The sequence below is a fragment of the Citrobacter sp. wls711 genome (genome assembly GCF_005281055.1).
GTDB lineage: Bacteria > Pseudomonadota > Gammaproteobacteria > Enterobacterales > Enterobacteriaceae > Citrobacter > Citrobacter gillenii.
On sequence record NZ_SZXC01000068.1, the window covers coordinates 77,569 to 92,254 of the forward strand.

The window sequence follows — 14,686 nt, forward strand, 5'->3', positions numbered from 1 at the left end:
TTTTTACACTACGCCTGCACGCAGGAGATCATGCATATGTAACACACCGAGTAAACGGTCGCCATCAGCAACCATCACCGAGGTAATATGGCGGGATTGCATTAAATTCAGAGCGTCCACGGCAAGAATGCCCGGACGCACGCGAATGCCCCCGGGGGTCATCACGTCGGCAATCCCCAACTGGCGAACGTCAACGCCCATATCAAAGACGCGGCGTAAGTCACCATCCGTGAAGATGCCGTCGATCTTCATGGTGTCATCGCAAATGACGGTCATGCCGAGATTTTTACGCGTAATCTCAAGTAACGCATCGCGCAGGCTGGCGTTTTTATTCACATGCGGGATCTCGTCGCCCGTATGCATAATATCGTTAACGCGCAGCAAAAGCTTACGCCCCAGTGCGCCACCGGGGTGTGACAACGCAAAATCTTCCGCAGTAAAGCCGCGGGCTTTCAATAATGCCACGGCGAGCGCATCGCCCATCACCAGCGTCGCGGTTGTGCTGCTGGTCGGCGCCAGACCTAATGGGCAGGCTTCCTTGGGTACTTTAACACACAGATGCACATCTGCTGCACGCGCCATGCTGCTTTCCGGACGACCGGTCATGCAGATAAGCGGGACGTGAAGGCGTTTGAGCACTGGAATTAACGCGGCAATCTCATTGGATTCTCCGGAGTTAGAAATGGCGATCACCACGTCCTGCGGCGATACCATGCCCAGATCGCCGTGTGCGGCTTCACCAGGATGTACGAAAAAGGACGGCGTACCGGTACTGGCAAACGTGGCGGCCATTTTGCGCCCGATATGCCCGGATTTCCCCATTCCCATCACCACAACTTTACCCGCGCAGTTGACGATTTTCTCACAGGCGAGGGTAAAGTTCAGGTCGATGTACTGATCAAGCTCCGCCAGGCCTTCACGTTCAATAGCCAGGACTTCCTTGCCTGCTTGCTGAAAGTCAAAACCCGGTTGCAACTCTAAGTGCGACATAATGCGTTTCCAGTTATCCAACGAGAAGTGGCGATACCCAATACAGCATCGCCAGCCATATGATAAAACCGCCGGTCAGCAGCGCACCCGCACCGCGACCAATCTGGCGCGGACGTCGCCAGCAGAGTAATGCAAAAATAACACTTACCAGTAGCATCACACTGTAGTCACGGACGAAGGCCATCGGATTGACCTCGCCTGGTGTGATCAGTGCGGGGAGTCCGAGAACGATAACAATATTAAAAATGTTGGCACCGATGATGTTGCCGACAGCAATATCATTTTCACCCTTACGCAGGCCCGCGATAGCCGTTGCCAGCTCTGGCAGGCTGGTGCCAATCGCCACCACCGTTAATCCAATGGTGAGCTCGCTCATGGCAAAGTAATTCGCCAGCACGGTGGCGTTATCGACCACCATTCGCGTTGCCATTGGCATAATAATCAGCGCAATGCCCAGCCACAAAAAGGCGACAGGTAGTCCCCCTTCGCGCGGTAGTTCAGCCACTTGCTCCCGGGTCAGGCTGTCATTGCCTTCCCGTTCCGCCAACCGCGCGATTTTAACAATGAATAGCAGCCATAGCACGGCCAGAAGCAGAAGAAAAAAACCATCGCTGCGGCTCAGTTCCCCGTCGTACAGCACGGATGCGGCCAGAATACTGACCAGCAACATTAGCGGTAATTCGCGACGCAGAACATCAGAATGCACGGTAAAAGGGTGAATCAGCGCTGACAGGCCTAAAATCAAGAGAATATTGGTGATGTTTGAGCCGAGCGCGGTGCCGACGGCTAAATCGAGCTGCCCATTCATAGAGGCGGCAACGGAGACAATAATTTCAGGTAACGATGTGCCTATGCTGACGACGGTCATCCCAATGATGATGGGGGGAATGCCGAAGGTGCGGCATAAAATAGAGGCGGCAAATACCAGACGGTCGGCACCGTAGACCACCAGAAGTAAACCAATTATTAACAGCGCCGTCGCTAAAAGCATCTAAAGTCCTTTCTTCAGGTATACTCGCCGGTCCACGTGAAGGATCTTCTGGAAGCCGTAACGAAGTCTTAATTTTGACTTTATGCGGCTAAAAAGTAAAACAAATGCCAGCTTTCGCTAACCAGAGCGGGTAATAATCTGTAAATATGTTGGGTTCATGGCTAAATTGAGCGCCAAACTCTTCGATCAACGAGGCAATAGTAAAGGATGAATCAATGGGTCAGTCTGTGGCGAATCTAGTCGATATGCACGATGTCAGCTTTTCCCGAGGCGACCGCTGCATTTTTGATAATATTTCCCTGACGGTGCCGCGCGGCAAGATAACGGCGATCATGGGGCCATCAGGCATCGGCAAAACGACGCTGTTGCGTCTGATTGGCGGACAAATTCCCCCGGATAAGGGTGAGATCCTGTTTGATGGCGAGAACGTCCCGGCCATGTCTCGTTCGCGGTTGTACACCGTGCGTAAACGTATGAGTATGCTGTTTCAATCGGGTGCGCTGTTTACCGATATGAACGTGTTCGACAACGTTGCCTATCCGCTGCGTGAGCATACGACGCTACCCTCGCCGTTGCTGAAAAGCACGGTGATGATGAAGCTTGAGGCCGTTGGCCTGCGCGGTGCAGCAAAATTAATGCCTTCTGAATTATCTGGTGGTATGGCGCGACGTGCCGCACTTGCGCGCGCCATTGCGCTGGAACCAGACCTGATCATGTTTGATGAGCCGTTTGTCGGTCAGGACCCCATCACCATGGGCGTGCTGGTGAAGCTGATCTCTGAACTGAACAGCACACTGGGCGTCACCTGTGTGGTGGTGTCTCATGATGTGCCGGAGGTTCTGAGTATTGCGGATTACGCCTATATAATGGCGGATAAAAAAATTGTGGCCTACGGTAGTGCTCAGGCACTGCAAGAAAATGCCGATCCGCGTGTACGTCAGTTCCTCGATGGCATTGCTGATGGGCCGGTTCCGTTCCGCTACCCGGCGGGCGATTACCACTCCGATTTACTTAAAACAGGGAGTTAAGCCATCCATGTTGTTAAATGCGCTGGCCTCACTCGGACATCGAGGGATTAAAACCCTCAGGACGTTCGGGCGTGCCGGATTAATGTTGTTCAATGCGGTAGTCGGCAAGCCGGAGTTTCGCAAACATGCGCCGCTTCTGATCCGTCAGCTCTATAATGTCGGCGTCTTATCGATGCTGATTATTATCGTTTCTGGCGTGTTCATCGGTATGGTGTTGGGGCTGCAGGGATACCTGGTTCTGACCACCTACAGTGCGGAAACCAGTCTTGGTATGCTGGTGGCGCTTTCGCTGCTGCGTGAACTGGGACCGGTTGTGGCGGCGCTGCTGTTCGCCGGGCGAGCCGGGTCGGCCTTAACCGCAGAAATTGGTCTGATGCGGGCAACCGAACAGCTTTCCAGTATGGAAATGATGGCGGTTGATCCCCTGCGTCGGGTGATATCCCCACGCTTTTGGGCGGGGGTGATTTCACTGCCGCTGCTGACGATTATTTTTGTCGCGGTAGGTATCTGGGGCGGTTCACTGGTCGGTGTAAGCTGGAAAGGTATTGATGCAGGCTTTTTCTGGTCTGCGATGCAAAATGCCGTCGACTGGCGCCTGGATCTGGTCAACTGTTTAATTAAGAGCGTGGTGTTCGCCATTACGGTCACATGGATTGCATTGTTCAATGGTTATGATGCAATCCCGACCTCTGCCGGGATTAGCCGGGCAACGACACGTACCGTTGTGCACGCCTCTCTTGCCGTTCTGGGGCTGGATTTTGTGCTGACCGCACTGATGTTTGGGAATTGAGTTCATGCAAACGAAAAAAAATGAAATTTGGGTCGGGTTATTCCTGTTGGTTGCGCTGCTGGCGGCGCTGTTCGTCTGCCTGAAAGCAGCTAACGTCACCTCTATGCGTACTGAGCCGACCTACACGATTTATGCGACCTTTGATAACATTGGTGGCTTGAGAGAACGCTCTCCGGTGCGGATTGGCGGGGTAGTTGTTGGACGCGTGTCGGATATTTCGTTGGATCCGAAATCGTACCTGCCGCGTGTGACGCTGGAGATTGAATCGCGCTTTAACCAGATTCCAGATACCAGTTCGCTGAGTATCCGCACTTCCGGTCTGCTGGGTGAGCAATATCTGGCATTGAACGTCGGTTTTGAGGATCCTGAACTGGGAACCGCTATTCTCAAGGATGGTGATACGATCCAGGACACCAAATCGGCGATGGTGCTGGAAGATATGATTGGTCAGTTCCTTTACAACAGTAACAGTAAAGGCGATGACAATAAGAATTCTGGCGATGCGCCGATTGCGGCTCAGGGTAATAATGAAGCCACCACGCCTGCGGGCGCGACGAAATAATCTCAGGAGAATCGACATATGTTTAAACGATTGATGATGGTGGCTATGCTGGTCATTGCTCCACTTAGCGCAGCAATGGCAGCGGATCAAGCCAACCCTTACAAACAGATGGATGAGGCGGCGCAGAAAACCTTCGACCGTCTGAAGAACGAACAGCCGAAAATCCGTTCTAACCCGGATTACCTGCGTGATATCGTCGATCAGGAGCTGTTGCCGTACGTGCAGGTGAAATATGCCGGCGCGCTGGTGCTGGGTCGTTATTACAAAGAAGCGACGCCTGCACAACGTGACGCGTATTTTGCTGCGTTTCGTGAGTACCTGAAACAGGCCTACGGTCAGGCGCTGGCGATGTACCATGGCCAGACTTATCAGATTGCCCCGGAACAACCGCTGGGTGACGCGACCATCGTGCCGATCCGTGTCACCATTATCGATCCGAATGGCCGTCCTCCGGTACGTCTGGATTTCCAGTGGCGTAAAAACTCCCAGACCGGTCACTGGCAGGCGTATGACATGATCGCCGAAGGCGTCAGCATGATCACCACCAAACAAAATGAGTGGAGTGACCTGCTGAGGACCAAAGGTATTGATGGCCTGACGGCGCAGCTGAAATCTATTTCTCAGCAGAAAATCACGCTGGAAGAGAAAAAATAATGACGCAGTCACTCGCCTGGGCGCGTGAAGGTGACAAGTTGTTGCTGGTGGGGGAACTGGATCAGGACGTGTTAAACCCATTATGGGATGCGCGTGTTGAAGCGATGAAAGGGGTTACCTGCATCGATCTGAGCCAGGTTTCCCGGGTTGATACCGGTGGACTGGCACTGCTGGTCCATCTTATTGACCAGGGCAAGAGGCAGGGGAACCGTGTCGTACTCAGCGGTGTGAACGATAAGGTTTATACGCTGGCAAAGCTTTACAATCTGCCTGACGATGTCCTTCCGCGTTAATTTTTTGTAGGCCGGATAAGGTCTTGTGCCGCCATCCGGCAAACCCCCTGAGGGGGTAGCAGCCACCAAAGCCTTGTCTGATTTATCGGCGAGGCTTTTTGCTTATTTATGACAGCGCAACTTTGCTCTAAGATGTTGGGCTGTTTTCACTATCTGACGAATGAAGAGCCCATGGAAAATAATGAAATTCAGAGCGTGCTGATGAACGCACTCTCCCTCCAGGAAGTCCACGTCTCTGGCGATGGCAGTCACTTTCAGGTTATTGCCGTGGGTGAGATGTTTGACGGCATGAGCCGGGTCAAGAAGCAGCAATCGGTCTATGGCCCATTGATGGAGTACATTGCGGACAACCGCATTCATGCCGTGTCGATCAAAGCATTTACCCCAGCGGAATGGGCACGCGATCGCAAACTTAACGGTTTTTGAGCTACGGGTGATGCGCCGGTAGCGAATATGAATTCTTAACAGAGAACAGAATAATGGATAAGTTTCGTGTACAGGGGCCGACTAAGCTCCAGGGCGAAGTCACAATTTCAGGCGCTAAAAACGCCGCACTGCCAATCCTGTTTGCGGCATTACTGGCAGAAGAACCTGTCGAAATCCAAAACGTCCCGAAACTGAAGGACGTTGACACCTCGATGAAGCTGCTGAGTCAGCTGGGCGCAAAGGTTGAACGTAACGGTTCCGTGCACATTGATGCTCGCGACGTTAACGTCTTCTGCGCGCCATACGACCTGGTAAAAACCATGCGTGCGTCCATCTGGGCGCTGGGGCCGCTGGTGGCTCGCTTTGGTCAGGGCCAGGTATCACTGCCGGGCGGCTGCACGATTGGCGCGCGTCCAGTTGACCTGCACATTACCGGTCTGGAGCAGTTAGGGGCGACCATCAAGCTGGAAGAAGGCTATGTGAAGGCGTCCGTTGATGGCCGTCTGAAAGGCGCGCACATCGTGATGGATAAAGTGAGCGTCGGCGCGACGGTCACTATCATGTGTGCGGCTACGCTTGCCGAAGGTACGACCATCATCGAGAACGCCGCGCGCGAGCCGGAAATCGTTGATACTGCGAACTTCCTGATTGCACTGGGTGCGAAGATCACCGGTCAGGGCACCGATCGTATCACCATCGAGGGCGTTGAGCGTCTCGGTGGCGGCGTGTATCGCGTTCTGCCAGACCGTATTGAAACCGGGACGTTCCTGGTGGCAGCGGCGATTTCTCGCGGCAAAATCATCTGCCATAACGCACAACCGGACACGCTGGATGCCGTTCTGGCGAAGCTGCGTGATGCGGGTGCGGATATTGAAGTCGGGGCAGACTGGATTAGCCTCGACATGCACGGCAAGCGTCCGAAAGCGGTCAATGTGCGCACTGCTCCGCATCCGGCGTTCCCGACCGACATGCAGGCACAGTTCACGCTGCTGAATCTGGTGGCAGAAGGCACCGGCTTCATTACGGAGACCGTGTTTGAAAACCGCTTCATGCACGTGCCTGAACTTAGCCGTATGGGCGCTCACGCAGAGATTGAAAGCAATACCGTGATTTGTCACGGCGTTGAAACGCTCTCCGGCGCGCAGGTGATGGCAACGGATCTGCGTGCGTCAGCAAGCCTGGTACTGGCAGGCTGTATTGCAGAAGGCACCACGGTAGTTGATCGTATTTATCACATCGATCGCGGCTATGAGCGCATCGAAGATAAGCTGCGTGCGCTGGGCGCAAATATCGAGCGCGTGAAAGGCGAGTAATTTTTTCTGCAGCACTCTCGCCGTTCTGGCGAGAGTCTGACCCCTCGTAGTACGTCACTACCTGACAGTAAATGCCAGTTGCGCATTGATCACTAAAATTGCTGCAGTTCCTTGAATGCCGATTAGCCTTTGGCTGTCTGGGTCGCCAGTTCTTCCTTGATAATATCTGAATTTCAGGTGGATCGAATTTCGGTTAAGTCACTATGGAGTAGTATGCGCATTAAACCATGCAAACATAATGGATTAATTCGCTATGGGACTTCGTGAAGAATTAAACCGTAATCGTGTCGCCAGCCTGCAGGCAGCTTCGTACCCTACCGGTTGCAGAGTTTGTGAACGTAAAGGTGTTCCTGTCTACCCACTGCGCGTCGCTGCAGTACCGAGAGGGCAGGCTGGCTCAACATGGCGTCCCGAAGTCCCTGAACAGGATGTCCAGCTAAGCGGAGACGAATTTAAGTATGCCCTGCGCACGTTGCGGATGGGGTATCTGTATGTACTACTCGATAAAATTGTCTGGCATGGTTATGAAGTTACGGCGGATGGGTGTATGCGGCAATTTGAGGCGCTATTAATGCCAGAAGGTGACACCGTCGAGCCGCTTGCGCAGATGTGCAGGATGACTAACCATGATGTTATAGCAGGGTTTATCAACATCGATAATACGTGCTACAGCGAGGCCTGGCTGGCCTTTAGTCGTTATCCATGGAGTCCTGATGTGCTGAAAGGCTACCAGGATGGTTCCCGTCCGGACAGTCGTTTTACCAAAATTATCCTCTCAAAAGAAGGACAGGTATCCGGGGATGGATGCTTTGCTCTGGATGAGTCTCTTTCTACGCTCAAAGCCAACGTGGCCGAATTTAACAGCGAAAATTTTCAAAATATTGAACAGGTTGAGGGTGACGATGTGGGGGGCGTGCATGGATTTTACCCTCGCACCGATCCTGAAAAGCAGGACGCGTTGAGCTATCAGATATTCCGCTTGTCTCAGGAGTATCACTGTACTGTAATGGCAGTACCGCTTGCTGATGAGATGGGTATTATTCAGGAGTTGAACAACGCCCGCATGCAGCTGACGGAGTCTATTCAGGCCTATATTGAGCGACCAGAAGTTCTCCACCAATATGTGATATCGCAGGCCATCACCCAGTATCTCGAGAAACTAAAGTCTGATATTACCGCGCAAAGTGGCCCGCTTGTTGAATCTACTGGACCGTCAATCGGCAGTTATGGACCAAAGGCTATTCCGCAAGAAGATGTTGCTGCAGAGGCGTTTGCCCGAAAGTATGCCCGCTTATTAAAAAGCTATAAGGAGCCGGTCAGGGCTGATTTTGACAGACAGTTTGACAGTAAATTCACCTAGCCGCTGCAACGACTTAATGACGTTGATACCGATCTGGCGGCCTGGTACCAGTCTGTGCTTTGGCAAAATATTCTCACTAATGACTATGCTCCGGAAACATGTATTGCTGATTGGGCGGTGCAGATGCTGTCGTTGTCAGCCTGCCTTCAGGGCGGGGCTATGGGGGAGGCGACGGACAAAGTCTGGCACCAGTGGCTACAGACATCCGATTCTCCAGCCTGGCTGGGGTTTACCGGAATGAAAACGTCATTGACGGCACTCGTGTTCAGCGGCGCTAATGTTTATGGTGATCTCAAGGCGGCAGCAACGTCGGATGAATTTGGCCGATATCTGAAAAGTGCAGCCATTAAGCAGGGATGGGCAAGCAGGCTTCTGGCGGCTGCGGGTTCATTCAGCCGTTTGAACAAAACGTTGAATGAAGCGACCCGCAAAAGTTATCTGGCAATGACACAGGCGGCAATGCTAACTGCGGGAGAATCTACCGTTGTGCTGGAGTATGAAACGACCTTCCGTAAGTTAAAGCGGCATCTTAAAAATAACGAGACCTTACGTCAGTCGCTGTCAGTGAATAACGCTACTTTTAAAGATACTGGCTATCGGGGCGGTGGCGCGCGGGTAGTTGATGAGCTAATGAGCATGCGGGGCAAGGCACTGGATACCCCAATACGGGTGCGTTACAGCGCGCCCGGTACACTGGAGCAGCTACGGGCGGAACTCCCTTATCTTAATATGGGGAAAACACCTTTCAACAATCCGGCAATGGTCAGTGAGATCCACGACCTGTTTATTTCCGATCTGTCATTACAGGGAAAAGGGCTTGCTGGCCCGGTAGTAAAAGCAAGCTATGCACAACTGGCAGTATGGCATGAGCGGGGAATGCGCCTGATTAGCGGTGACAGCGCCGGACTGATGTTGGGAGCCGGGCTGATGGCGCTACAGGTGGCAAACTGGAGCGATCTGTTAGAACGCCTGGAGACATCCGGTGGCTCCGATGTGGATGTTGTTGCCGATATTTCCATTAACAACCTGCTGCTTATTGAGGGTTTCACGGAGCTCTCCGGCTTTGCTTCCAAACTGGCGTTAAAACAAAACTGGGCGGTGCTCTCCAAAGCGCAGCAGATACCTTCATTGGTCCGGTTTGGTGCGGTACTGGGTGGGATGGCGGCTATTGTGGAGGGGTTGAGAAACGGGAAGGATGGTTGGGAAGCTTATAAGGTAGGCGATGCCGGCGCAACATACGCTTATGGAATAAGTGCAGTGGCGTTTATTTCCAGTGGAATTATCAGCGGGGGGTATGGGGGGCATGGCATTTTTGCCTTGATCAGTACTACCGGTCTCCTTGGACTTGGTCCTGCCGGATGGGCCACTCTACTGATCATTGCCGGGGTTACGCTGGCGTTTATTGCCAACGAACTAAGGACGACGGCGTTTGAACACTGGCTGCGGCGCTCCTGCTTTGGCATTCCGGCCAGCGAATTTCACAGTTTTGTCTGGCGAGCCTGGAGTCTCGAGGATTTGGCGGAGTCCGTAGTGGAATACCGGGCCATTGTTAGCGGAATGGTGGCGGATATCGCCTTCGCCTCGGCGCTGGATGTCGTGACGGGCAACACAACCATCGACGCTGTGGCACACCGACGACTGGATTTTCGCGTAAGCCTGCCAGGATGGCAGGAAGAACGCAGCGGCTGGTCGCTCACGCTGACCGGGGGGAGCCAGGTATTGTTTGCTGAATCCAGTGATGTGCCAGGCGTTGAAAACCATCGCCAGAGCAGCAGTCCGCAGGGCTACTATAAATATGCATATCGCATTGAAGGTGCGGATAATAAGGACGAAAAAGTCACAAAACCGAAAAGCCTGAGCGTGATCGTCAGCATTTGGGTGAAGGAATTCAGCACGCCAGAGGCCACGCTGGTGGTTGCATACTGGCCAGATAAGAGCGACCCCCATTATCAACTGGGGCTGACGGTCAGCGCGAAGCGGGACTAAACACAATGGGCAAGATTAAACGTCGTGCCAGGAAAACCCACCAACCGGTGACGCCACGGATGATACCGCCAGTGGAACACTGGAGCGGCGATCTGCCCGATACGGCGGCAGAGCAGTTTTATCCACCGCAGCTAATCCGTGTGAATGAAATTAATGATATCTGGATGGAGATCCCCCGCTATGTAAATCATGGCTGGTGGGGAGTATGGTTGGTTTGCATCGTTATATTATTATCTGCTTGTTATTTCGTTACTTCACCTTATGCCTTATTGGATATGTTTTCCGGAATATCAGGTTTTATTTTTTATTTAATATCTTTTATTTTATTAGGTTCATTGAATGTTTTTTTTCTTAAAATTGTTTTATTCGAACCCCGTGGTGCGCCGCTCCGCTTTAACCGTAAGCGGCAGAAAGTGTATGCCTATGAATACCAGCGCGGTATCTGGCCGTGGAAACGCTGGCCGGTGCAGGTGAAGGTTTTTGACTGGGCGGATATTCATGCCGAGCGGGTGCAGATGAGCGGGCATGCAGAATGGGGGCACCGGATATACTGCGCGGTCTGTAAACCAGGCACCTGCGACGTTGTGGACCGTTTTGTCCTGACCTGGACCGTGGGGGATGTGTCAGCGGTTTACGGCCTGTGGAGTCATTGCTGTCACTATATGGAAGCAAAGCCGGTGCCGAAAAATCCGTTATGGACCGATACACCCCGGGACTGGACGCCCTTTACCACCGTCCGCTGGCCGGAAGATATCGATAAACAGTCTTCGACTGCACCGTACTAAAATAAGTCGGATAAGCGGTTAAGGATTAGTCGTTTTATCCTTAACCATACTACAAAGACTTCTATCGCTGTGTGCCATTATTTTTCGCTGTTTTTACGCACTCTCATCATCCGTGTTCTGTCGATGAATTCATGCGTCTTTGCGTCGTGATATCGCGACGGCCAAATTACCCAAGGTTCCGTGCCTAGCGCTTTAGCGATAATGAGTTCTCCTTTTGGCCATGGACGAGTTAATGCATTTGCCAGCGTTGATGAACTCAACCCATTTCTCCGCGACTCTGCGGCCATTGAGGTCCCTTTCTTGCGCAGTCCTGCGATGATATCAGCTGGATGCCAGTCAATGAGTTTGCTTTCCATACGTCCCTTTCTCCTTTGGTTCACCACTTGTGGTTTAACAATTAGCCAGTAGTGACACTATACTCGCGGAGAACGAATGTTCTAAAGTGTTCGTGTAAAGGGTTTGTATATTCAGAATAAACCAAGATTTTTTCTAGTTTTATGTAAAATTGTTGTGCTTATTGGAATTTGCTGGAATGTAAAAAAATCCCGTGCAGTGCACGGGATGATGTTATACGAAGAAAGGTGAGGAAAGGATTAACGGTCGCGCTGTACGGCGATATGTGCCAGGCCAATCAGGGCTTCTTTCCATTGCGTTTCAGGGAGTACCTGAAGCGCGGCGATGGCCTTGTCGGCCTCTTCTTCTGCACGCTGGCGGGTCCATTCCAGCGAGCCGCAGGCGTTCATGGCCTCCAGAACCGGCTCCAGAAGATGACGCCCGTTTCCTTGCTCGATAGCCTGACGAATCATTTGCGCCTGTTCTGGGGTACCGTGGCGCATCGCATGCAGCAGCGGCAGCGTCGGTTTCCCTTCGTTGAGATCGTCGCCCACGTTTTTACCCAGTTGCTCGCCGTCTGCGCTGTAATCGAGTAAGTCGTCGATTAACTGGAAAGCTGTGCCAAGATAGCGGCCATAATCCTGCAAGCCTTTTTCTTGTTCTTCGCTGCAGCCGGCAAGAATACCAGAGCACTGTGCCGCCGCTTCAAACAGGCGCGCTGTCTTGCTGTAGATGACGCGCATGTAGTTTTCTTCGGTAATGTCAGGGTCGTTGACGTTCATCAATTGCAGAACTTCACCCTCAGCAATGACGTTCACTGCCTTAGACATCACTTCCAGCACTTTCAGTGAGCCAAGGCTGGTCATCATCTGAAAGGCGCGGGTATAGATAAAATCGCCGACCAGTACGCTGGCTGCATTACCAAACGCTGCATTTGCCGTTGCTTTCCCACGGCGCATGTCGGATTCATCCACCACATCGTCATGAAGCAGGGTTGCGGTGTGGATAAACTCGATTAGGGCCGCGATCGTAACGTGGGCGTTTTCCTGATAGCCAACGGCGCGAGCAGCAAGTACGGCGATCATTGGGCGAATGCGTTTTCCGCCGCCGCTGATGATGTAGTACCCCAACTGATTGATCAGCTGGACGTCGGAATTGAGCTGTTCAAGGATTGCCGCATTGACACCCGCCATATCTTGCGCGGTTAACTCATTGATTTTTTCTAAATTCATCGCAAAAGCCGGGCTTCTCGCCCCGATTACCTCACTGTATGGCAAGGTAACTACGGGTTTAGGGTTAGAAATATATGCTGATTGTACTGAAAAAACGCCACAGATAAACGTTACCATACACGTTGTGTTTTTTTTCTGCATGTATTGACGGTAGCACTTGTCAAAGGCTCGCGTTTTGCGTAATATTCGCGCCCTATTGTGAATATTTATAGCGCACTCTGAATCATCAAAAAGGTGTGCGCGGAAGCGGAGTTTTTTATGTACGCGGTTTTCCAAAGTGGTGGTAAACAACACCGAGTAAGCGAAGGTCAGACCGTTCGCCTGGAAAAGCTGGACATCGCAACTGGCGAATCTGTTGAATTCGCAGAAGTTCTGATGATCGCAAACGGTGAAGAAGTCAAAATCGGCGTTCCTTTCGTTGATGGCGGCGTTATCAAAGCTGAAGTCGTTGCTCACGGTCGTGGCGAGAAAGTTAAAATTGTTAAGTTTCGTCGTCGTAAACACTACCGTAAGCAGCAGGGCCATCGTCAGTGGTTCACTGATGTGAAAATCACTGGCATCAGCGCTTAAGTTAAGAGGAGCAGATTAAATGGCACATAAAAAGGCTGGCGGCTCGACTCGTAACGGTCGCGATTCAGAAGCTAAACGTCTGGGCGTAAAACGCTTTGGCGGCGAAACAGTTCTGGCAGGTAGCATCATCGTTCGTCAACGTGGTACTCAGTTCCACGCTGGCTCTAACGTAGGCTGCGGCAAAGACCACACTCTGTTTGCTAAAGCAGACGGTAAAGTGAAATTCGAAGTGAAAGGCCCGAAAAACCGTCGTTTCATCAGCATTGTTGCTGAATAAGTTTTTCGCGTCCCGGTAACGGATGAAAGCCCCGCAACGTGTTGCGGGGCTTTTTACATTCGATGGCCGGTAAATATGCTCGTCTCGCCGTGACAACCCGGAAACGAGCTCTTGCAGGGAATACGGCATGAAGCAGCAGGCAGGTATTGGTATTCTTTTAGCGCTGACGACGGCAGTCTGTTGGGGCGCTTTACCAATAGCGATGAAGCAAGTGCTGGAGGTGATGGAGCCTCCTACGGTAGTGTTCTACCGTTTTTTAATGGCAAGTATTGGCCTTGGGGCGATTCTTGCGGTTAAAAAAAAGCTCCCGCCATTGCGTATTTTTCGCAAAGCGCGTTGGTTGGTATTGTTGGCAATCGCCACCGGTGGGCTGTTTGGTAACTTCATTCTGTTTAGTTCATCTTTGCAATATTTGAGCCCAACGACTTCGCAGGTTATCGGACAATTGTCACCGGTTGGCATGATGGTCGCCAGCGTCTTTATCCTGAAGGAAAAGATGCGCGGTACGCAGATTATTGGCGCCATAATGCTGCTGAGTGGACTGGTGATGTTTTTTAATACCAGTCTGATCGAGATTTTTACCAAACTCACTGATTACACCTGGGGTGTGATCTTTGGTGTGGGTGCGGCGACGGTCTGGGTGAGCTATGGGGTTGCGCAAAAGGTGTTATTGCGTCGCCTGGCATCACAGCAGATCCTGTTTTTACTGTACACTTTATGTACGCTCGCGTTGTTGCCGCTGGCTAAACCCGGTGTGATAACGCAGCTCAGCGACTGGCAGCTGGCTTGCCTGATATTCTGCGGCCTGAATACGCTGGTAGGATACGGCGCACTTGCGGAAGCAATGGCGCGCTGGCAGGCGGCTCAGGTGAGCGCCATTATTACGCTCACACCGCTGTTTACGTTATTATTTTCAGATTTATTATCACTGGCCTGGCCCGATTTCTTCGCCAGACCGATGCTAAACCTTTTAGGTTATCTCGGTGCGTTTATCGTGGTTGCGGGCGCGATGTATTCCGCCATTGGTCATCGTATTTGGGGCGGTTTACGTAAGCATGAAACGGTGGTTTCGCAACCCCGCTCAGGCGAATGATTT

At 52.1% G+C, this 14,686-nt stretch carries 17 protein-coding genes; 13 read left to right on the forward strand and 4 right to left on the reverse strand.

Features of this window, described 5'->3' with window-relative positions; genetic code table 11:
- Positions 1 to 3: 3 nt before the first annotated feature.
- Complete coding sequence (gene kdsD / locus FDW98_RS19295; protein WP_096755505.1) at positions 4 to 990, reverse strand: arabinose-5-phosphate isomerase KdsD; 987 nt, start codon at positions 988 to 990, stop codon at positions 4 to 6.
- Between the two features lie 13 nt (positions 991 to 1,003).
- A complete protein-coding gene (locus tag FDW98_RS19300) occupies positions 1,004 to 1,981 on the reverse strand; it encodes a calcium/sodium antiporter (RefSeq protein WP_096755506.1) in 978 nt (325 codons plus the stop codon).
- 215 nt (positions 1,982 to 2,196) lie between these two features.
- On the opposite strand from FDW98_RS19300, the gene mlaF reads away from it, so the two are divergent.
- The 10 genes from mlaF to FDW98_RS19350 all read left to right on the forward strand — a co-directional run bounded on the left by mlaF (position 2,197) and on the right by FDW98_RS19350 (position 11,178).
- Complete coding sequence (mlaF, locus tag FDW98_RS19305) at positions 2,197 to 3,009, forward strand: phospholipid ABC transporter ATP-binding protein MlaF (protein WP_096755507.1); 813 nt, start codon at positions 2,197 to 2,199, stop codon at positions 3,007 to 3,009.
- A 7-nt stretch (positions 3,010 to 3,016) separates the two neighbouring features.
- A complete protein-coding gene (gene mlaE, locus FDW98_RS19310) occupies positions 3,017 to 3,799 on the forward strand; it encodes a lipid asymmetry maintenance ABC transporter permease subunit MlaE (protein WP_045448070.1) in 783 nt (260 codons plus the stop codon).
- Between the two features lie 4 nt (positions 3,800 to 3,803).
- Complete coding sequence (gene mlaD, locus FDW98_RS19315; RefSeq protein ID WP_096759325.1) at positions 3,804 to 4,361, forward strand: outer membrane lipid asymmetry maintenance protein MlaD; 558 nt, start codon at positions 3,804 to 3,806, stop codon at positions 4,359 to 4,361.
- Between the two features lie 18 nt (positions 4,362 to 4,379).
- Positions 4,380 to 5,015: a phospholipid-binding protein MlaC gene (mlaC, locus tag FDW98_RS19320; protein WP_096755508.1), complete on the forward strand. Its 636-nt coding sequence runs from the start codon at positions 4,380 to 4,382 to the stop codon at positions 5,013 to 5,015.
- Complete coding sequence (gene mlaB / locus FDW98_RS19325) at positions 5,015 to 5,308, forward strand: lipid asymmetry maintenance protein MlaB (protein ID WP_096755509.1); 294 nt, start codon at positions 5,015 to 5,017, stop codon at positions 5,306 to 5,308. The genes mlaC and mlaB overlap by 1 nt, the downstream gene beginning before the upstream one ends.
- A gap of 171 nt (positions 5,309 to 5,479) precedes the next feature.
- The gene (gene ibaG / locus FDW98_RS19330; protein WP_005121314.1) at positions 5,480 to 5,734 is read left to right on the forward strand and encodes a BolA family iron metabolism protein IbaG; all 255 of its coding nucleotides are present in this window, start codon (positions 5,480 to 5,482) and stop codon (positions 5,732 to 5,734) included.
- A 53-nt stretch (positions 5,735 to 5,787) separates the two neighbouring features.
- Positions 5,788 to 7,047 carry a UDP-N-acetylglucosamine 1-carboxyvinyltransferase gene (murA, locus tag FDW98_RS19335; protein WP_096755510.1) on the forward strand — a complete coding sequence of 420 codons (1,260 nt, stop codon included), beginning with the start codon at positions 5,788 to 5,790 and terminating at the stop codon, positions 7,045 to 7,047.
- A 253-nt stretch (positions 7,048 to 7,300) separates the two neighbouring features.
- Positions 7,301 to 8,407 (forward strand): T6SS effector BTH_I2691 family protein, encoded by a 1,107-nt coding sequence (locus FDW98_RS19340; protein WP_096755511.1) that lies wholly within the window; start codon positions 7,301 to 7,303, stop codon positions 8,405 to 8,407.
- A gap of 159 nt (positions 8,408 to 8,566) precedes the next feature.
- Positions 8,567 to 10,393 (forward strand): hypothetical protein, encoded by a 1,827-nt coding sequence (locus tag FDW98_RS19345; protein ID WP_096755512.1) that lies wholly within the window; start codon positions 8,567 to 8,569, stop codon positions 10,391 to 10,393.
- Between the two features lie 5 nt (positions 10,394 to 10,398).
- A complete protein-coding gene (locus FDW98_RS19350) occupies positions 10,399 to 11,178 on the forward strand; it encodes a DUF6708 domain-containing protein (protein ID WP_096755513.1) in 780 nt (259 codons plus the stop codon).
- Positions 11,179 to 11,255: 77 nt separating this feature from the next.
- On the opposite strand, the gene sfsB is transcribed toward FDW98_RS19350, so the two are convergent.
- Together sfsB and ispB are read right to left on the reverse strand one after the other, a co-directional pair.
- On the reverse strand, positions 11,256 to 11,534 hold the full coding sequence (gene sfsB / locus FDW98_RS19355) for a DNA-binding transcriptional regulator SfsB (protein WP_096755514.1): 279 nt from the start codon (positions 11,532 to 11,534) through the stop codon (positions 11,256 to 11,258).
- 237 nt (positions 11,535 to 11,771) lie between these two features.
- Complete coding sequence (gene ispB, locus FDW98_RS19360) at positions 11,772 to 12,743, reverse strand: octaprenyl diphosphate synthase (protein ID WP_096755515.1); 972 nt, start codon at positions 12,741 to 12,743, stop codon at positions 11,772 to 11,774.
- 258 nt (positions 12,744 to 13,001) lie between these two features.
- Here ispB and rplU point away from each other — a divergent pair, with 258 nt between their 5' ends.
- The 3 genes from rplU (at position 13,002) to FDW98_RS19375 (ending at position 14,683) form a co-directional block, all read left to right on the forward strand.
- Entirely contained in the window at positions 13,002 to 13,313 is a 312-nt protein-coding gene (gene rplU, locus FDW98_RS19365; RefSeq protein ID WP_003025032.1) for a 50S ribosomal protein L21, read from the forward strand.
- Positions 13,314 to 13,332: 19 nt separating this feature from the next.
- A complete protein-coding gene (gene rpmA / locus FDW98_RS19370; RefSeq protein WP_096755516.1) occupies positions 13,333 to 13,590 on the forward strand; it encodes a 50S ribosomal protein L27 in 258 nt (85 codons plus the stop codon).
- A gap of 127 nt (positions 13,591 to 13,717) precedes the next feature.
- Positions 13,718 to 14,683 (forward strand): DMT family transporter, encoded by a 966-nt coding sequence (locus FDW98_RS19375; protein WP_096755517.1) that lies wholly within the window; start codon positions 13,718 to 13,720, stop codon positions 14,681 to 14,683.
- The last annotated feature ends 3 nt before the right edge of the window (positions 14,684 to 14,686 follow it).